General features: G+C 69.1%; 19 protein-coding genes. 10 read left to right on the top strand and 9 right to left on the bottom strand.

Features of this window, described 5'->3' with window-relative positions; translation table 11 throughout:
- Nucleotides 1–790 (top strand): NAD(P)/FAD-dependent oxidoreductase (locus AFL01nite_RS15175; protein ID WP_146828877.1); only part of this gene is annotated, 790 nt, incomplete at its 5' end.
- Nucleotides 783–1109: a thioredoxin gene (gene trxA / locus AFL01nite_RS15170; protein ID WP_146828875.1), complete on the top strand. Its 327-nt coding sequence runs from the start codon at nucleotides 783–785 to the stop codon at nucleotides 1107–1109. The genes AFL01nite_RS15175 and trxA, both read left to right, overlap by 8 nt.
- Nucleotides 1110–1185: 76 nt before the next feature.
- On the opposite strand, the gene AFL01nite_RS15165 is transcribed toward trxA, so the two are convergent.
- The 8 genes from AFL01nite_RS15165 to rpmH all read right to left on the bottom strand — a co-directional run bounded on the left by AFL01nite_RS15165 (nucleotide 1186) and on the right by rpmH (nucleotide 5930).
- Entirely contained in the window at nucleotides 1186–2097 is a 912-nt protein-coding gene (locus AFL01nite_RS15165; protein WP_146828873.1) for a ParB/RepB/Spo0J family partition protein, read from the bottom strand.
- A complete protein-coding gene (locus AFL01nite_RS15160) occupies nucleotides 2094–3038 on the bottom strand; it encodes a ParA family protein (protein ID WP_371862843.1) in 945 nt (314 codons plus the stop codon). The genes AFL01nite_RS15165 and AFL01nite_RS15160 overlap by 4 nt, the downstream gene beginning before the upstream one ends.
- 104 nt (nucleotides 3039–3142) lie before the next feature.
- Entirely contained in the window at nucleotides 3143–3754 is a 612-nt protein-coding gene (gene rsmG / locus AFL01nite_RS15155; protein WP_146828869.1) for a 16S rRNA (guanine(527)-N(7))-methyltransferase RsmG, read from the bottom strand.
- Nucleotides 3751–4215 (bottom strand): Jag family protein, encoded by a 465-nt coding sequence (locus tag AFL01nite_RS15150; RefSeq protein WP_146828867.1) that lies wholly within the window; start codon nucleotides 4213–4215, stop codon nucleotides 3751–3753. Before AFL01nite_RS15150 ends, rsmG begins: the two co-directional genes overlap by 4 nt.
- Nucleotides 4208–5203, bottom strand: coding sequence for a membrane protein insertase YidC (yidC, locus tag AFL01nite_RS15145; protein ID WP_146828865.1), 996 nt, complete (start codon nucleotides 5201–5203; stop codon nucleotides 4208–4210). Before yidC ends, AFL01nite_RS15150 begins: the two co-directional genes overlap by 8 nt.
- Entirely contained in the window at nucleotides 5188–5436 is a 249-nt protein-coding gene (gene yidD, locus AFL01nite_RS15140; protein WP_146828883.1) for a membrane protein insertion efficiency factor YidD, read from the bottom strand. The genes yidC and yidD overlap by 16 nt, the downstream gene beginning before the upstream one ends.
- Entirely contained in the window at nucleotides 5436–5786 is a 351-nt protein-coding gene (gene rnpA, locus AFL01nite_RS15135; protein WP_146828863.1) for a ribonuclease P protein component, read from the bottom strand. Before rnpA ends, yidD begins: the two co-directional genes overlap by 1 nt.
- Nucleotides 5787–5792: 6 nt before the next feature.
- Nucleotides 5793–5930, bottom strand: coding sequence for a 50S ribosomal protein L34 (gene rpmH / locus AFL01nite_RS15130; RefSeq protein ID WP_078699619.1), 138 nt, complete (start codon nucleotides 5928–5930; stop codon nucleotides 5793–5795).
- A 433-nt stretch (nucleotides 5931–6363) separates the two neighbouring features.
- Between rpmH and dnaA the strand changes: the two genes are divergently transcribed.
- The 5 genes from dnaA to AFL01nite_RS15105 all read left to right on the top strand — a co-directional run bounded on the left by dnaA (nucleotide 6364) and on the right by AFL01nite_RS15105 (nucleotide 11942).
- Nucleotides 6364–7827 (top strand): chromosomal replication initiator protein DnaA, encoded by a 1464-nt coding sequence (gene dnaA, locus AFL01nite_RS15125; RefSeq protein WP_246119748.1) that lies wholly within the window; start codon nucleotides 6364–6366, stop codon nucleotides 7825–7827.
- Nucleotides 7828–8161: 334 nt separating this feature from the next.
- A complete protein-coding gene (gene dnaN / locus AFL01nite_RS15120) occupies nucleotides 8162–9307 on the top strand; it encodes a DNA polymerase III subunit beta (protein WP_146828859.1) in 1146 nt (381 codons plus the stop codon).
- Nucleotides 9308–9333: 26 nt separating this feature from the next.
- The gene (gene gnd, locus AFL01nite_RS15115; RefSeq protein WP_146828857.1) at nucleotides 9334–10236 is read left to right on the top strand and encodes a phosphogluconate dehydrogenase (NAD(+)-dependent, decarboxylating); all 903 of its coding nucleotides are present in this window, start codon (nucleotides 9334–9336) and stop codon (nucleotides 10234–10236) included.
- A 100-nt stretch (nucleotides 10237–10336) separates the two neighbouring features.
- Nucleotides 10337–11464, top strand: coding sequence for a DNA replication/repair protein RecF (gene recF / locus AFL01nite_RS15110; protein WP_146828855.1), 1128 nt, complete (start codon nucleotides 10337–10339; stop codon nucleotides 11462–11464).
- Complete coding sequence (locus tag AFL01nite_RS15105; protein ID WP_246119747.1) at nucleotides 11457–11942, top strand: DciA family protein; 486 nt, start codon at nucleotides 11457–11459, stop codon at nucleotides 11940–11942. Before recF ends, AFL01nite_RS15105 begins: the two co-directional genes overlap by 8 nt.
- A gap of 3 nt (nucleotides 11943–11945) precedes the next feature.
- Here AFL01nite_RS15105 and AFL01nite_RS15100 read toward each other — a convergent pair whose 3' ends face one another.
- Nucleotides 11946–12743, bottom strand: coding sequence for a phosphatase PAP2 family protein (locus AFL01nite_RS15100; protein WP_186813981.1), 798 nt, complete (start codon nucleotides 12741–12743; stop codon nucleotides 11946–11948).
- 196 nt (nucleotides 12744–12939) lie between these two features.
- On the opposite strand from AFL01nite_RS15100, the gene gyrB reads away from it, so the two are divergent.
- From gyrB to AFL01nite_RS15660, 3 genes are all read left to right on the top strand, one after another.
- A complete protein-coding gene (gyrB, locus tag AFL01nite_RS15095) occupies nucleotides 12940–14949 on the top strand; it encodes a DNA topoisomerase (ATP-hydrolyzing) subunit B (RefSeq protein WP_146828851.1) in 2010 nt (669 codons plus the stop codon).
- Between the two features lie 82 nt (nucleotides 14950–15031).
- Nucleotides 15032–17605 (top strand): DNA gyrase subunit A, encoded by a 2574-nt coding sequence (gene gyrA / locus AFL01nite_RS15090; RefSeq protein WP_146828849.1) that lies wholly within the window; start codon nucleotides 15032–15034, stop codon nucleotides 17603–17605.
- The gene (locus tag AFL01nite_RS15660) at nucleotides 17598–18494 is read left to right on the top strand and encodes a DUF3566 domain-containing protein (protein ID WP_246119745.1); all 897 of its coding nucleotides are present in this window, start codon (nucleotides 17598–17600) and stop codon (nucleotides 18492–18494) included. The genes gyrA and AFL01nite_RS15660 overlap by 8 nt, the downstream gene beginning before the upstream one ends.
- Nucleotides 18495–18591 lie beyond the last annotated feature (97 nt).

The raw sequence follows: 18591 nt of genomic DNA, 5'->3' as shown, positions 1-18591 counted from the left end.
GCGGTTCGGTGCCGATCTCGTGGCCGACGACGTCGTGTCCGCCGACCTCACCGGCGACATCAAGACCGTCAGCCTGGCCGACGGCTCCACCTACCGCGCGCACGCCGTGATCCTGTCGATGGGCTCGGGCTACCGCAAGCTCGGCCTCGACGGCGAGGACGCCCTCTCCGGCCACGGTGTCAGCTGGTGCGCCACGTGCGACGGGTTCTTCTTCCGCGGCAAGGACATCGCCGTCGTGGGCGGCGGCGACTCCGCCGTCGAGGAGGCCCTGTTCCTCACCCGCTTCGCCGACAAGGTCACGCTGATCCACCGCCGCGACGAGCTCCGCGCCTCCAAGATCATGGCCGAGCGGGCCCTGGCCAACGACAAGCTCGACTTCGCGTGGAACAGCGAGGTCGCCGAGATCCACGGCGAGGGCATCCTCGAGGGCGTCACCCTGCGCGACACCGTCACCGGTGAGACGCGCCGCCTCGACATCAGCGGCCTGTTCATCGCGATCGGCCACGATCCGCGCTCGGAGCTGCTCGTGGGCCAGGTCGACCTCGACGACGAGGGCTACGTGCTGGTCCAGCCCGGCTCCACCGCCACCAACGTGCGCGGCGTGTTCGCCTCCGGCGACCTCGTCGACCACACCTACCGCCAGGCGATCACCGCCGCCGGCACCGGCTGCCAGGCCGCCCTGGACGCCGAGCGCTTCCTCGCCGACATCGAGGCCGCCGGGTTCCCCGAGCCCGCGGTCGCGCTGACCGACCGACCGACCGAACCCATCAACAGGAGAATCCATGGCTGACATCACCGCCGTCACCGACGCCGACTTCGAGTCCACCGTCCTCAAGGCCGAGGGCCCCGTCCTCGTCGACTTCTGGGCCTCCTGGTGCGGACCGTGCCGCCAGCTGGCGCCGATCCTCGAGGAGATCGCGAAGGAGAAGGACGGCTCGCTGACCGTCGTCAAGATGGACGCGGACGCCAACCCCGTCACTCCCGCGCAGTACCGCGTGACGGGCCTGCCGACGATCAACCTGTACTACCAGGGCGAGCTCGTCCGCTCGATCGTGGGCGTTCGTCCCAAGTCGGCGATCCTCACCGAGATCTCGGAGTTCGTGGCCTGACCTGAAACATCAAACAAAGCCACTTGTCGATTTGTCGACAAGTGGCTTTGTTTTTTTCCATCGATGGTTCCGGTACTCAGCTGGGAGTGGCGTCCGAGCTCGACGCCGGATCCATCAGGTCGACGATGCGCTCGAGGTCGCCGATCGTGGCGAACTCGACGACGATCTTGCCCTTGGACTTGCCGAAGTCGACCTTGACGCGGGTGTCGAAGCGCTCGGACAAGCGGTGGGCGAGCTCGCCGACCCGGGCCGAGGTGGGTCGCGTCGAGAGCTTGCGAGCCGCCGGGGTCGCGTCCTCGTCGCCGAACCGGACGATCTCCTCCAGTTGACGGACCGAGATGCCCTCGGCGACCACGCGCGAGGCCAATCTGTCCTGCAATTCCGGGTTCGGCACCGCAAGCAGGGCCCGGGCGTGGCCCGCGGACAGCACGCCGGCCGCCACGCGTCGCTGGACCGCAGGGGGCAGCTTCAGGAGCCGGATCGTGTTGGTGATCTGCGGCCGCGAGCGCCCGATCCGCTCGGAGAGCTCCTCCTGCGTGCAGCCGAAGTCGTCCAGGAGCTGCTGGTACGCCGCGGCCTCCTCCAGCGGGTTGAGCTCGGACCGGTGCAGGTTCTCCAGCAGCGCGTCGCGCAGCAGGTCCTCGTCGGTCGTCTCGCGGATGACGGCGCTGATCGTCTCCAGGCCGGCCTTCTGGGTGGCGCGCCAGCGCCGCTCCCCCATGATCAGCTCGTACCGGTCCTGGCCCACGGGCCGGACCACGATCGGCTGCAACAGCCCGATCTCCTTGATGGAGTGGACGAGCTCGGCCATGGCCTCCTCGTCGAAGACCGTGCGCGGCTGGCGCGGGTTCGGCGCGATCTGCCCGACCGGGAGCTCGCGCAGGCGCGCGCCGTGAATCTCCGTCAGTCCCGACTCCTTCGCCTGCGCCGGCGAGGTGGGGATCAGGGCCGACAGTCCGCGACCGAGGCCGGGGCGGGGATTGCTCATGACGATGCTCCTTGGTCGGCGGGTGTCGCGCCGCGTTGGCTGATCTCACGGGCGGCTTCCAGGTAGGACAGCGCGCCCGTCGAGTTCGGATCGTACGTGATGATGCTCTGCTGGTAGCCCGGTGCCTCACTGATCTTCACCGAGCGCGGGATCGCCGTGGCCAGCACGCGATCACCGAAATGCCCTCGAACCTCAGCGGCGACGCTCGACGACAGGTTGGTGCGTGCGTCATGCATCGTCAGCAGGATCGTCGAGACGTCAAGGTCGGCGTTGAGGTGCTGCTGCACCAGGCCGATGTTGCCGAGCAGCTGGCTTAGGCCCTCCAGTGCGTAGTACTCGCACTGGATCGGGATCAGCACCTCGCGGGCGGCGACCATGGCGTTGATCGTCAACAGGCCCAGCGACGGGGGACAGTCGATGAAGACGTAGTCGACGTCGCTCCCCGGGCCGGCGAGATAGGTGTCGATCGCGGCGCGCAGGCGGCGCTCACGCTGTTCCAGTCCGACCAGCTCGATCTCCGCGCCCGCCAGGTCGATCGTCGCCGGCACCACCCGTAGTGCCGGGATGTCCGAACACGTCTGCACGGCCTCCGCGATCGGCAGCTCGTCGAGCAACACCTCGTACGTGCCCGGCGTGCCCGACGCGTGCGGGATGGCCGCCGCGGTGGAGGCGTTGCCCTGCGGGTCGAGGTCGATCAGCAGCACGGAGAGTCCTCGGGCAGCCATCGCCGCGGCCAGGTTCACCGAGGTCGTGGTCTTGCCGACGCCACCCTTCTGGTTCGCGACCACGAAGACCCGGGTGTGGGTCGGTCGCTCGTAGCGGCCACTGCGTTCCAGCCGCTCCATCAGCTCGACGTGGTGGCTCGCCTGGTCGGCGAGGGGAGTGGATGCGGACGCCTCGACGGCGTCATCGGCAAAGTCTGCGGCAGTCGGAATCGTCACTGCGGCTCCTGTCATGTTTCACGTGGAACATCGCTGTCCCCTGAGGCATGTTTCACGTGGAACGACGGGCGTTCCACCGGTGTTCTTGACGCTGGACTGCGGGTCTATCGGCGCTGGACTTCGACGAGGGTGGTCGGGACTTCCAGGCCCCAGTCCTCCCCGTACGTCGCCACCACGATATCGCCGGCACCGAGCCGGGCGAGAGTGGCGCGCGCGGCCTTCACCTCATCGGCGGCGCTGCGACCCTTGAGTGCCAGCAGGTGTCCGCCCGGCTTCACGAGCGGCATGCACCAGCGACCGAGCTTGTCGAGAGCGGCCACCGCGCGAGCGGTCACAACGTCGAAGCGCTCCGTGACCTCTTCCGCGCGTGCGCGCAACACCGTCACCTGCCCACCGATCCCGAGATCGTCGACGACCTCGTCCAGCCAGGTGGTCCGCCGCAGCAGCGGCTCGATCAGCGTCACGTGCAGGTCCGGCCGGGCGATGGCCCAGACCAGGCCCGGCAATCCGGCGCCGGCGCCCACGTCGGCGACGGTCACGTCGTGGGGGACGCGCACCACCGGCGCTGCGCAGTTGAAGAGGTGGCGATCCCAGAGACGGTCGACCTCGCGCGGACCGATCAGCCCGCGCTCGACGCCGGAGGTCGCGAGGAGCTCGGCGTAGCGTTCGGCGAGCGGAAGCCGCTCACCGAACGCCGTTTCACGTGAAACAGTCACTCGGCAGGCAGGACGACGACGTGCCGACCGGGTCCCGCGCCGTCGGACTCGCTGCGCAGGCCGGCCTCGGCCACGGCGTCGTGGATGACCTTGCGCTCGAACGGGGACATCGGATCGAGGGCGAGGGGCTCGTTCTCGGCCTTGACCTTCTCGATCGCCTCGGCCGCGATCTCGACGAGCGCGGCCTTGCGGGCGGCGCGGTGTCCGTCGACGTCGAGCATGAGACGGCTCCGAGCACCGGTCTCGCGGTAGACGGCCAGACGCGTCAGTTCCTGCAGCGCGTCGAGGACCTCGCCGTCGCGGCCGACCAGGTGGCTCAGCTCGCCACCGATGATCTCGACGGCAGCACGGTCGCCGTCCACGTCGATGTCGATGTCGCCGTCCAGGTCGGCGATGTCGAGCAGCTCCTCGAGGAAGTCGGCGGCGATGTCGCCCTCGCGTTCCAGATCGGTGTCACTCATCGGGATCCTCCTTGGCAGGCTTGTTCGGCTTCGGCTGCGCACCGCCGGTCTTGCGACGCTGGTCGCGGGTCTGCTTCTTGGGCTGCTGGCGCTTGATGCGCTGCGCCTCGGTCTCGGCCTCGATCTTGGCGACCGGGTCCTCGGCGACGGTCTTGCCCTTGGCGCGGTCGCGCTCCTGCTTGGCCTTGAACGCCGGGGTGCCGGGGGCGGGGTTGTTGCGGATGACCCAGAACTGCTGGCCCATGGTCCACAGGTTCGAGGTGGTCCAGTAGACGAGAACGCCCAGCGGGAAAGCGACGCCCGAGACGGCGAAGACGACCGGGAGCACGTACAGCAGGATCTTCTGCTGCTGGGCGAACGGGCCGTTGAGCGACGCCTCGGGCATGTTCTTGGCCATCAGCTGCTTCTGCGTGAAGAACTGGGTGGCGCACATGGCGACGACCATGACCATCGCGATGATCTTGGTCTCGAGGTTGTCACTCGACAGGAACGTGTCGGCGATACGGCCACCGAGCCATTCGGCGTCACGCAGGGACTCGGCCTGGTCGCCGGACAGGAAGCCACGGGCGCCCTCGGCGCCCTTGCGGGATGCCTGGTCGATCACGCGGAAGAGCGCGAAGAAGATCGGCATCTGCAGCAGCAGCGGCATGCACGAGGAGAAGGGGTTGGTGCCCGTCTCCTGGAACAGCTTCATCTGCTCCTGGGCGAACCGCTCGCGGTCGTGGCCGTACTTCTTGCGCAGCTCCTGCAATTGCGGCTGGATCAGCTGCATGTTGCGACTGGAGTTGATCTGCTTGACGAACAGCGGGATCAGCATCGCGCGGATCGTCAGCGTGAGGCCGACGATCGCCAGCGCCCAGGACCAGCCGGCGTCCGGATCGAGACCGATCTGGGTGAACAGCCAGTGCCACGCCAGCACGATGCCGGACGTGAAGTAGTACAGCGGCGTCATGATCGCGCCGCCGATGCTGCCTAGGAAGTCGAACATGCTTCTCCTCGTTCACGGACGCCGGAGGGGACGGGGTCGTACCCGCCGGCGGCCCAGGGGTGGCACCGGCCCAGACGGCGGGTCGCGAGCCACATGCCCTTCAGGGCACCGTGGGTCTCGACCGCCTCGAGGGCGTAGGCCGAACAGCTGGGGTGGTAACGGCACACCTGTCCGTACATCGGGCTGATGGCGAAACGGTAGGCACGCAGCAGGCTCGCCACGATCCACCGCATCATCGCCGCACCCGGGAGGCCGCGGTGTGCAGGGCCTGGTCGAGCTGGGGTCCGAGGTCTGCCGCGCGGCGCGAGGCCGAGCCGGGGAGCGCCCGCACCACGACGCGCGACCCCGAGGGGACGGCGTCGAGGCGGTCGCGCATCAGGTGACGGAGGCGTCGCTTCACGCGGTTGCGATCGTGGGCGCGGCCCACCTTCTTGGACACGACGAAACCGACGGACGTGACGTCCGTCGGTTCGACAGGTCCACCCACGTGAACGACGAGGTCGGGCTGCACGCCCTTGCCGCCGCGGCGCATCGCCTGACGGAACTCCTCACCGTCGCGCATGCGGTGCACGCGCGGCAGCACGCGGAATCAGGCCGAGAGCTTGTCGCGGCCCTTGCGGCGACGCGCCGCCAGGATGGAGCGACCGGCACGCGTGCGCATGCGGAGGCGGAAGCCGTGCTTCTTGGCGCGGCGACGGTTGTTCGGCTGGTAGGTGCGCTTGCTCACAGGAGGTCCTTCGTACGGATCGTGGCCCAACAGGGAGGGGCCACCGCTCGCCCACGACCGGAACTGTTCATGGGCACGCGGCGGACGTCGTTCAAGACGACCCCTCCACGGTACGGGGGGCGGCCTGACATGGTCAAACCGACCCAAAGTCGCCAGTCTTATCGTGTGCGCGTGGCCCGGTCCATCCGACACGCCGAGGACCACCCACAAATGTCCCAACCTGCTTGTGAGCGGTCGTCGGCGGCTGCTAGCGTCACTGGATATCCACAGGCACTCACCCGGAATCGGCGTGGGTTCGATCCGACTCATACACAGCGTGTGGACAACAGTGTGAACAACTCCGGCGGTGACGTGCGCGTCGCTGCCTCAACTCGGGAATTCCCTGCCATCGCAGGCAGGAAAGGAAGGCTGTGCAGTGCGCGACGAGGCTGATGTGGACCTGGAGTCCGTCTGGCGAGACTCCGTCGCCACCTTGTCCCCCGGTGCGAAGGTCTTCGTCTACGGCGCCAAGCCGCTCTCGCTCCACAACGGCATCCTGATCGTCGCGGTCCAGGACGACCTGTCGCGCGCCCAGCTCGAGTCGCGCGTGCGGCCGGCGCTGGAGCAGGCCCTCACCACCCAGGCCGGCGAGGACATCCGCCTGGTCGTCACGATCGACCCCGAGGTGGTCGACGACGCCCCCGAGCTGATGTCCCCCGCGATCACCGTCGCCGAGGAGCCGACAGATGTCGACCTGCCGACAAGTAGATTTGTCGACAAGGATGACGACTTCGAGGAGGACGACGACAGCCTGACCCCCAGCTGGGTCAGCCGCTCCCGTGCCTCGCAGGGAGGCCCGTCGCACCGGGCGAACATCGCCGAGGCGCGACTGAACTCGCGCTACCAGTTCGAGAACTTCGTCATCGGCTCGTCCAACCGCTTCGCGCACGCCGCCGCGGTCGCCGCGGCCGAGGCACCGGGCAAGGCCTACAACCCGCTCGTCATCCACGGCGACTCCGGCCTGGGCAAGACGCACCTGCTGCACGCCATCGGCCACTACGTCATCAACCTCTACCCCTCGTCCCGCGTCCGCTACGTCAGCTCCGAGGAGTTCGTCAACGACGTCATCAACGCGATCGGCGAGAACCGCACCCCCGCGCTGCGCCGCAAGTACCGCGAGATCGACGTGCTGCTGGTCGACGACATCCAGTTCATCGAGAACAAGGACGCGACGCAGGAGGAGTTCTTCCACACGTTCAACGCTCTGCACAACGAGAACAAGCAGATCGTCATGACGTCCGATCGCCCGCCGTCGGAGCTGCGCACGCTGGAGGAGCGACTGCGCAACCGCTTCAGCTGGGGCCTGCAGACCGAGATGCTGCCGCCCGACCTGGAGACCCGCATCGCGATCCTGCGCAAGAAGGCCGCCACCGAGAAGCTCACCGCGCCGGCCGACGTGCTCGAGTTCATCGCCAGCAAGGTCCAGACGAACATCCGTGAGCTCGAGGGTGCGCTGATCCGCGCCACGGCCTTCGCCAACCTCAACGGCACGACGGTCGACCTGCAGCTGGCGCAGATCGTGCTGAAGGACCTGATCGCCGAGGGCGACGACCCCGAGATCACCGCCGGCATGATCATGGCGCAGACCGCGGCCTACTCCGAGTTCACGATCGAGGAGCTCTGCTCGTCGAACCGCTCGCGCAACCTCGTGCTCGCCCGCCAGATCGCGATGTACCTGTGCCGGGAGCTCACCGAGATGTCCCTGCCGCAGATCGGCGGCGAGTTCGGCGGTCGCGACCACACCACCGTGATGCACGCCGAGCGCAAGATCCGCAAGCTCATGGCCGAGAAGCACGCCGTCTACAACCAGGTCACCGAGCTGACGGCCCGGATCCGCCAGCAGGCGCGACAGTCCTGACTGCGTGGTTCTTGTTCTTCCCCATCTGGGGACACGGGTGTGCATGAAGGGCCATCATCGGTGCACGGAGGCGACGAGGATGTGAATCCGGTGTGAACGCAGGACGGTCATCCACAGGCGCGACGACTCCCCCCAGTGCTCGAGCCACAGCGTCATCCACCGGCTGAAGTACCGCTGACCAGCACAAACAACGGTTGTCCACCGAATCCACAGGCCCTACTACGACGACGGAAAGTACAAAGACCGAAATCCGAGTCGAAGTCACGACGACCCGTGGGTGTGGAGAACGGCTCACCGTGGCAGGATTCGACTGACGAATGAGAGGCTCCAGAACGTGAAGTTCCGCATCGATCGCGACACCCTCGCCGACGCCGTCGGCTGGACCGCCCGCAGCCTGCCGACCCGCCCGAGCGTGCCGGTGCTGACGGGCCTGTTGCTCGAGACCCTCGGTGACGAACTGCACCTGTCGGGATTCGACTACGACACGTCCACGCGCGCCTCCCTCCCCGCCGAGGTCCACGACGAGGGCAAGGCGCTCGTCTCGGGCCGTCTGCTCGCCGAGATCGTGCGTGCCCTGCCCGCCGGCAAGCCCGTCGACGTCGTCCATGACGGCACCAAGGTCCAGGTCACCTGCGGCAGCTCGCGCTTCAGCCTGCAGACGATGCCGGTCGAGGAGTACCCGCAACTGCCGGCGATGCCGACCTCCACCGGCACGGTCAAGGCCGACGACTTCGCCACGGCCGTGGGCCAGGCCAGCGCCGCCGCCTCGCGCGACGAGATGCTGCCCCTGCTCACCGGCATCCGGCTCGAGCTCGAGGGCTCGACCATCTCGCTGATGGCCACCGACCGGTTCCGCGCCAGCCTGCGCGACCTGGCCTGGTACCCCGAGGCGTCCGACATCTCGGCCCGCGCCCTCGTCCCGGCGCGCGTCCTGTCCGACACGGCCAAGGCGCTCACCGCCGGCGGCGACATCACGATCGCGGTCTCGACCAGCGAGTCCGGCGACGGCCTCATCGGCTTCGAGGGCACGGTCGGCGGCGGCGTCCGTCGCACGACGACCCGCCTGCTCGAGGGCGACTTCCCGCGCGTGCGCCAGCTCTTCACGGCGCAGGCCGAGACGGTCGCCTACGTCGGCACCCAGACCTTGGTCGACGCCGTGAAGCGCGTCGCCCTGGTCGCCGAGCGCAACACCCCGGTCCGCCTGACCTTCTCCGAGGGCCAGGTGCTGCTCGAGGCCGGCAGCGGCGACGAGGCCCAGGCCTCCGAGAGCGTCGAGGCCACGATCGACGGCAACGACATCTCGATCGGCTTCAACCCGAACTACATGCTCGAGGGACTGTCGGTCATGACCGAACCGGTCGTGCACCTGTCCTTCACCCAGCACACCAAGCCCGCCGCGATGTCCGGAGTCGCGGAGGTGGGAGCGGATCCCGATGGCGCGTTCCGCTACCTGATCATGCCGGTGCGGCTGCAGAACTGATCGCGTCACGACGTCAGGAGACGCCCATGCACATCGGACTCGTCGGACTGGGGAAGATGGGCGGGAACATGCGCACGCGCATGCGCAACGCCGGTCTCACGGTCATCGGCTACGACCGCGACCCCGAGCTGAGCGATGTCGGCTCGCTCGCCGAGATGGTCGAGCAGCTGCCCAGCCCGAAGGTCGTGTGGGTGATGGTCCCCCACGGCGACCCCACCCACAGCACGATCACCGAGCTGAAGGAGCTGCTCTCGGAGGGCGACGTCGTCGTCGACGGCGGCAACTCGCGGTGGACCGATGACGAGATCCACGCCGCGCAGTTGGCCGAGAAGAACATCGGCTACGTCGACTGCGGCGTGAGTGGTGGCGTGTGGGGCCTCGAGAACGGCTACGCGCTGATGGCCGGTGGCGACGCGGCGGATGTCGCGAAGGTGCAGCCGGCGTTCGACGCCCTGCGTCCCGATGCCGAGAACGGCTTCGTGCACGCGGGCCGCGTGGGTGCCGGGCACTTCAGCAAGATGGTCCACAACGGCATCGAGTACGCGATGATGCAGGCCTACGCCGAGGGGTACGAGCTGCTCGAGGCCGTCGACATGGTCGACAACGTCACCGAGGTGCTCAACTCGTGGCGCGTCGGCACGGTCGTGCGCTCCTGGCTGCTCGACCTGCTGGTCAAGGCGCTCGAGGACGACCCGGGCCTGTCCAAGGTGCGCGGCTACGCCGAGGACTCGGGCGAGGGACGCTGGACCGTCGAGGCCGCCATCGCCAACTCGGTGCCCGCCCCCACGATCGCCGCCTCGCTGTTCGCGCGGTTCGTGTCGCGCCAGGACGAGTCGGCCGCGATGCAGGCGGTCGCCGCGATGCGCCAGCAGTTCGGCGGCCACGCCGTCCGTGCCGCCGAGGAGAGCCCGGACGTCCCGAACCCCTGACCCCTGACCCGCTGAGTTGCACGTTCGGCCGCCGACACGCCGTGTTCTCCCGGCGGAACGTGCAACTCAGCGGGTTCCGCGGCGGCCGTAGGCTGAGCCCATGCACGTGACCCGGCTGGAGCTGACCGACTTCCGGTCGTACGGCTCCGTCGGCATCGAGCTGGCGGCCGGGCCGGTCGCGTTCATCGGGGCCAACGGCCAGGGCAAGACCAATCTGGTCGAGGCCATCGACTACCTCGCCGCCCTCGACTCGCACCGGGTCTCGTCCGACACGCCGCTCGTGAAGGCCGGCGCCGAGCGCGCGATCGTGCGGGCCCAACTGCAACGCGACGACCGGTCGGCGCTGCTCGAGCTGGAGATCACTCCGGGCAAGTCGAACCGGGCCCGGGTCAACGGCAACGCTCTGCCTCGGGTGCGCGACCTCATGGGGATCGCGCGCACGGTGCTCTTCTCCCCCGAGGACCTGGCGCTCGTGAAGGGCGATCCGTCCGACCGCCGCCGCTTCCTCGATCACCTGATCGTCATGCGGATCCCGCGCCTGGCCGGGGTCAAGGCCGACTACGACCGGGTGCTCAAGCAGCGCAACACGCTGCTCAAGACCGCCGGCCGGCGCAGCAACGTCGAGATCTCCACCCTCGACATCTGGGACGAGAACCTGGCCCGCGTCGGCGGCCAGCTCGTCGCCGCGCGGCTGGCCCTGCTCGACGCCCTCGCGCCGCACGCCACCGACGCCTATCGCGACGTCGCCGCCGGTGCCGCGGCCGAGCGCCAGGTCGTCTCGCTGGTCTACAAGCCGTCGGTCGAGGGGATCGACGAGCTGCGCGACGCCGACGACCTCGGCAAGGCCCTGCTCGACGAGATCGGGCGGCGCCGTCGCGACGAGCTCGAGCGCGGCATCAGCCTGGTGGGCCCGCACCGTGACGACGTCATCCTGTCGATCGGCGACCTGCCGGCGAAGGGCTACGCCAGTCACGGCGAGTCGTGGTCGCTCGCGCTGGCGCTGCGGCTGGCGGCGTTCGCGCTGCTGCGCGAGGAGGGCGACGACCCGATCCTGATCCTCGACGACGTCTTCGCCGAGCTCGACAGCGACCGCCGGTCGCGACTCGCGGCTCGGGTCGCGTCCGCCGAGCAGGTGCTGGTCACGGCCGCCGTCGAGGGTGACGTGCCCGACGAGCTCGTCGGTCAGTCGTTCGACGTGGCCGCCGCGGTGGTGACGCCGCGTGGCTGACGACTCCGAGGACGTGCTGCGGCTCGCGCGGGAGATCGCCGACGCCTACCGCACCGGGCAGCCCACCTCCCCGCGCCGGCGCCGGCCGATGCGTCGCACGGGTCCGGCGCGACGACCCGGCCGCGAGGACGGCGTCGCCCTCGGCGACGTGCTGGGCGAGATGGTGCAGAACCAGGGGTGGAGCGACAAGCTGGCCGCCTCGCGCGTCTTCTCGGACTGGGCCGCGATCGTCGGCCCGGAGGTCGCCCAGCACTGCCGCGTCGACCACTTCTCCGACGGCATCGTGCACCTCGAGGCCGACTCCACCGCGTGGGCCAAGGAGCTGAAGCTGCTGGCGCCGCGGCTGGTGGCGAAGCTCAACCACGAGCTCGGCGACGGTCAGGTGCTGCGGATCGACGTGCGCGGGCCCCAGGCGCCGAGCTGGAAGAAGGGGCGCCGCTCGGTCAAGGGACGCGGACCCCGCGACACCTACGGCTGAGCCTCAGTTGTCGGTGCCGAGCCAGCCCATCAGCGCGATGGCCAGCGCGGACGCGGCGGCGACGGCACCGAGCACCAGGGACGCCTCGACGAACCCCTCGAGTCCGGCCACCGGCCGCACGCCGATGAGGACGATCCCGAGCAGCGCGGCGATCACGCCGCTGACGGCGGTGGTGAAGACGGCGCGTGGCCGGGCGATCCGGCCGCCGTGCACCAGGACGCCCGCGGCGCACCACGCCAGCGTCACGAGCAGGGCCGCGACGACGTCGCCCGGACGGTGCCAACCGGCGACGATCGTCGAGAGCCCGGTCAGTCCGGTGGCGAACGTGCCGAGACCGGCCACGGTCGCGCGGGCGGCCGGTGGCACCACGATCAGGAGAGCGGCCACGACCGACGCCGTCACGGTGACGTGGCCACTGGGCAACGAGTTGTGCACGCCGTGGCCGAAGTCGGGCCGCTCGAGCAGACCGTGCTTGAGGATCTGCGTGGTGATGTTCGACCCGGCGATGACGATCCCCGCGGCGAGAACCGCTCGCCAGTGTCGACGCCTGGCCGCGAGCAGCAGGCACACGACCGCGAGCGCCACCGCCGACCACAGCGGGACGCGACCCAGGATCGACAGCAGCGTCAGCTCGGCCTCGCGGCCGGCGACCACGGTCTGCATCGCCCGCTCGTCCGCCGCCTGACCGGGCGCCGACCACAGCGCAAAGCGCACGAGCACGACGAGACCGGTGACGGCGGCGGCACCGACGACGAAGGCCGGCCCCGACACCCGGGCAGGGACGCGGGTCGTGGAGCTCACGCTCCCACCCTCGCAGACCGCACCGAACCCTCCGAGCCGTGCCGGCCGGTCAGACCCCCGGGGAGGCCTCTTGATGATGGGAACCTTGGTCGGCCCCCTCGTCGGGAGCCCCAGAGCCCTTCTGGCGCCGTTCAGCGGCATCTGTGGATGAAGGAACAGTGCTCCACAGGAGGTGTCGTGTCATGGGACGGACAGAATGGCCCCGTATACTGGATGGGTGACCCAGGCGCCCGAGACACCCAGCACGTACGACGCGAGCAACATCCAGGTCCTGGAAGGGCTCGAGGCGGTCCGCAAGCGGCCCGGCATGTACATCGGCTCCACCGGCGAGCGCGGCCTGCACCACCTCGTCTACGAGGTCGTCGACAACTCCGTCGACGAGGCCCTTGCCGGCTACGCCACCAACATCCAGGTGGTGCTGCAGGCCGACGGCGGCGTCAAGGTCATCGACGACGGCCGTGGCATCCCGGTCGACGAGCACCCCGAGGAGAAGATCCCCGCGGTCACGCTGGTGCTCACGTCGCTGCACGCCGGCGGCAAGTTCGGCGGCGGCGGCTACAAGGTGTCCGGTGGTCTGCACGGCGTCGGCGTCTCGGTGGTGAACGCGTTGTCCACCAAGCTCTACGTCGAGGTCAAGCGCGACGGGTACCGCTGGACGCAGTCCTTCACCTACGGCGTCCCGGACGCCCCCCTCGTGCGCGAGGAGGAGACCGACGAGACCGGCACGACCACGACCTTCTACGCGTCGGACACGATCTTCGAGACCACGACGTACGACTACGAGACGCTCAAGACGCGCTTCCGCGAGATGGCGTTCCTCAACAAGGGCCTGCAGCTCAGCCTGCGCGACGAGCGCCACGAGAACAACGGCGACGCCACGGAGGGCGTCGTCGACGACGTCGAGCGCGAGGTCACGTTCCGCTATGACAACGGTCTCGAGGACTACGTCAACCACATCAACGTCGGCAGCAAGGCCCCGATCCACCGCGAGATCATCAGCCTCGAGCGCGAGGACGAGGCCAACGGCCTGTCGCTGGAGCTCGCGATGCAGTGGAACGACAGCTTCAGCGAGTCGGTCCACACGTTCGCCAACACGATCAACACGCACGAGGGCGGCACGCACGAGGAGGGCTTCCGTGCGGCGCTGACCACCACGGTCAACCGCTTCGCCGAGGCCAACAACCTCATCAAGAAGAAGGAAGACCGCCTCACCGGCGACGACATCCGCGAGGGCCTCACCGCGATCATCTCGATCAAGCTCGAGGAGCCGCAGTTCGAGGGCCAGACCAAGACCAAGCTCGGCAACACCGAGGCCAAGGGCTTCGTCCAGCAGGTGCTCAACGACGAGCTGGGCGCCTGGCTCGAGCGCAACCCCACCGAGGGCAAGACGATCATCCGCAAGTCGATCGACGCGGCGGCCGCCCGCGTGGCCGCCCGCAAGGCGCGCGACCTGGCCCGGAACCGCAAGGGCTTCGGCTCCGGCGGCGGCCTGCCCGGCAAGCTGATCGACTGCTCCAGCCGCAACCCCGAGGAGTGCGAGATCTTCGTGGTCGAGGGCAACTCGGCCGGCGGCTCGGCCCGCAACGGCCGCAACCCCGCGACCCAGGCGATCCTCCCGCTGCGCGGCAAGATCCTCAACGTCGAGAAGGCGCGGATCGACAAGATCATGCAGAACACCGAGGTCCAGGCGATCATCAGCGCCCTGGGCACCGGCGTCCACGAGGACTTCGACATCGCCAAGCTGCGCTATCACAAGATCGTGCTGATGGCCGATGCCGACGTCGACGGCCAGCACATCACCACGCTGCTGCTGACCCTGCTGTTCCGGTTCATGAAGCCGCTCATCGACGCCGGCCACGTCTACCTGGCGCAGCCGCCGCTGTACAAGATCAAGTGGACCAACCACCACCACGAGCTGGCCTACTCCGACTCCGAGCGCGACGCCGTCATGGCCGCGGGCCTCGACGCCGGCTACCGGCTCCCCAACACGGCTCCGGTCCAGCGCTACAAGGGCCTCGGCGAGATGAACGCCAGCGAGCTGTGGGAGACCACGATGGACCCCGACGGCCGTCTGCTCCGCCAGGTCACGCTGGCCGACGCGGCCGTGGCCGACGAGATCTTCACGATCCTCATGGGCGAGGACGTCGACCAGCGACGCTCGTTCATCCAGCGGAACGCCAAGGACGTCCGCTTCCTCGACATCTGACCCCACCGAACCACCGGTGGTCGAGTAGCACGGTGAGCGCAGCGAACCGGCGTATCGAGACCACGGAACGAAGGACACAGAAGTGACCGACACCCCGATCGAAAGCGACCGCACCGAGCCGGTCGAGCTGCAGGACGAGATGCAGCGGTCGTACATCGACTACGCCATGAGCGTCATCGTGGCTCGTGCGCTGCCCGATGTGCGCGACGGCCTCAAGCCGGTGCACCGCCGCGTGCTGTACGCGATGTACGACGGCGGCTACCGCCCCGATCGCGGCTTCAACAAGTGCAGCCGCATCGTCGGTGACGTGATGGGTCAGTACCACCCGCACGGCGACTCGGCGATCTACGACACCCTCGTGCGCCTCGCCCAGCCGTGGGTCATGCGCGCGCCGATGATCGCGGGCCAGGGCAACTTCGGCTCGCCGGGCGACGACCCGGCCGCCGCGATGCGGTACACCGAGTGCAAGCTCGCGCCGATCGCGATGGAGATGGTGCGCGACATCGACGAGGAGACCGTCGACTTCAAGCCCAACTACGACGGCCGCTCGCAGGAGCCCACCGTCCTGCCCTCGCGCATCCCCAACCTGCTGGTCAACGGCTCGGCGGGCATCGCGGTCGGCATGGCCACCAACATCCCGCCGCACAACCTGCGCGAGGTGGCCGAGGGCGTGCAGTGGGCGCTCGAGCACCCCGACGCCACGCGCGAGGAGCTCCTCGAGGCGCTGCTGGCGCGGATCAAGGGCCCCGACTTCCCCACCGACGGCCTCATCGTCGGCACCAGCGGCATCGAGGACATGTACCGCACGGGTCGCGGGTCGGTCCCGATGCGCGCGGTCGTCAACATCGAGGAGGACACCAAGGGACGCATGCAGCTCGTCGTCACCGAGCTGCCGTACCAGGTGAACCCGGACGGCCTGATGCGCAAGATCGCCGATCTCGCCCAGAGCGGTCGCGTCCAGGGGATCAGCGACCTGCGCGACGAGTCCAGCGACCGCGCCGGCCGCCGCATCGTCATCGAGATCCGCCGTGACGCCGTCGCCCGCGTCGTGCTGAACAACCTCTACAAGCACACCGACCTGCAGACGAACTTCAGCGCCAACATGCTGGCGATCGTCGACGAGGTCCCGCGCACGCTGACCCTCGACGGATTCATCTCGCACTGGATCCACCACCAGGTCGACGTCATCCGGCGTCGCACCGAGTACCGCCTGCGCAAGGCCGAGGAGCGCGCCCACATCCTGCGCGGCCTGGTCAAGGCGCTCGACCTGCTCGACGACGTGATCGCCCTGATCCGTCGCAGCCCCACGGTCGACGAGGCCCGCCACGGCCTGATGGACCTGCTCGTGATCGACGAGCTCCAGGCCACCGCGATCCTCGACATGCAGCTGCGTCGCCTCGCGGCCCTCGAGCGTCAGAAGATCATCGACGACCTCGCCGCGATCGAGAACGAGATCGCCGCGTACAAGCTGATCCTGGCCAGCGAGGCCCGCCAGCGCGAGATCGTCGGCGAGGAGCTCGGCGAGATCGTCGCCAAGTACGGCGACGACCGCCGGACGAAGATCATCGCCGCCGACGGCGACCTGTCCGACGAGGACCTCATCCCCGATGAGGAGCTGGTCGTCACGATCACCAAGGGCGGCTACGCCAAGCGCACCAAGACCGACCTGTACCGCGTCCAGAACCGCGGCGGCAAGGGCGTGCGCGGGGCCTCCCTGCGGGGCGAGGACGTCGTCGAGCACGTGTTCTCGACCACGGCGCACCACTGGATCCTGTTCTTCACCACCGCCGGCCGGGTCTACCGGGCCAAGGCCTACCACCTGCCCGAGGGCGGCCGCGACGCCCGCGGCGGCCACGTGGCCGGGCTGCTGGCGTTCCAGCCGGACGAGGAGATCGCCCAGGTCCTGGCCATCCGCGACTACGAGCAGGCGCCGTACCTGGTGCTCGCCACGAAGCGCGGCCTGGTCAAGAAGACCCGCCTCACGGACTACAACAGCCCGCGCCAGGCCGGCGTCATCGCGATCAACTTCCGCGACGAGGACGACGAGCTGGTCGGTGCCGAGCTGGTCTCGTCCGAGGACGACATCCTGCTCATCAGCCGCAAGGCCCAGTCGATCCGCTTCCGCGCCGACGACGACCAGCTGCGGCCGATGGGTCGCGCCACCTCCGGCGTCACGGGCATGAAGTTCCGCGACGACGACTCCCTGCTGTCGATGTCGGTCATCAAGGCCGGTGCCGACGACGAGGGCGAGGGCGACGAGGCCGACAGCCAGAAGCTGTACGTCTTCACCGTCACCGACGGCGGCTTCGCCAAGAAGACCCGGATCGGCGAGTACCGCCTCCAGGGACGCGGCGGTCTGGGCATCAAGGCCATGCAGATCACCGAGTCGCGCGGCGAGCTCGTCGGCGGTCTGGTGCTGCGTGACACCGACGACGTCATCAGCGTGACGTCCTCCGGACAGATCACGAGAAGCCTCGTGTCCGGTGTTCCTGTGAAGGGACGTGGCACGATGGGTGTGAGTTTCGTGAAGTTCAAGGGGAATGATCGGGTCGTGACCATCGCGCGCAACACCGATCTGACCGTCGAGGACGTCGCGGACGATGCGGTCGAGCAGCCGGCCGAGGAGTCGAACGTGAGTGGGGACGACAGTGAGTGACCAGAAGCCGGGCGAGGGCCAGCAGAACGGCTCGCCCCCCAACAACGCCAAGTCCAACGGCACGGCGCCGACGGTCTCGGCGCGCCGGCCGCTGAGCAAGGCCGAGTACGCCCGCACGACCCAGGCGACGCCCGACACCACCGCGGTGATCCCCGCGGTGCGCGACGACGCCAAGCCGCCGGCTGACGACCGACCGACGCAGACCTTCAAGGCCGTCCCGGCCGAGAAGCCCTCGGGCAAGCCGGTCGAGAAGAAGCCGGCACCGCAGCAGAAGAAGGCCGACAAGCCGGGCAAGAAGCCGGCGCCCGTCGTGGCCGCTGCGCCCGCGCCCGCACCCGCACCGGCTGCCCCGGCTCCGGCCACGCCGAAGCCCGAGCAGAAGGCGGCTCCGGCCACGAAGACCGCCCCGGCGGCGCCGAAGCAGGTTCCGGCGAGCAAGGCGCCCGCGACCAAGGCGCCCGCGAGCAAGGCGCCCGCCAAGGCTCCGGCCGCGTCGACGTCGGGCTCCACCGAGGCCGCCAGCACGCGGTCGGCCCGGCTGAAGCTGAGCCACGTCGAGCCGTGGAGCGTCACAAAGATGGCGTTCGTCGTCTCGGTGGCCCTCATGGTCGTCAGCGTCGTCGCCGTCACCGTGTTCTGGCTCGTCATGCAGATCACGGGCGTGTGGGGCGCGTTGAACGACAGCGTCTCCAACGTCCTGGCCGACGACGCCGCGGCGTTCGACGTCACCGACTACCTCGGCTTCGGCCGCGTCGTCGGGCTCACCTTGCTGGTGTCCAGCCTCAACGTCATCTTCATGACCGCCCTGGCCACGATCGCCGCCCACCTCTACAACCTGGCGGCCGGCATCCTCGGCGGCATCGAGCTGACGTTCGGCGAGCGCAAGTAGTCCGCAGACCGTCCGCCCGCACCACCTCCGCCCCTCCTCCGCGAGTGGCGCACAACGGCCCGCCACTCGCCGAGTGGCGGGCCGTTCTGCGCCACTC

The sequence above is a fragment of the Aeromicrobium flavum genome, assembly GCF_007992115.1.
In the GTDB taxonomy this organism is placed as follows: Bacteria; Actinomycetota; Actinomycetes; order Propionibacteriales; family Nocardioidaceae; genus Aeromicrobium; species Aeromicrobium flavum.
The sequence above is the reverse complement of the archived record's forward strand: the minus strand, read 5'-3'. Positions and strand labels throughout refer to the sequence as shown.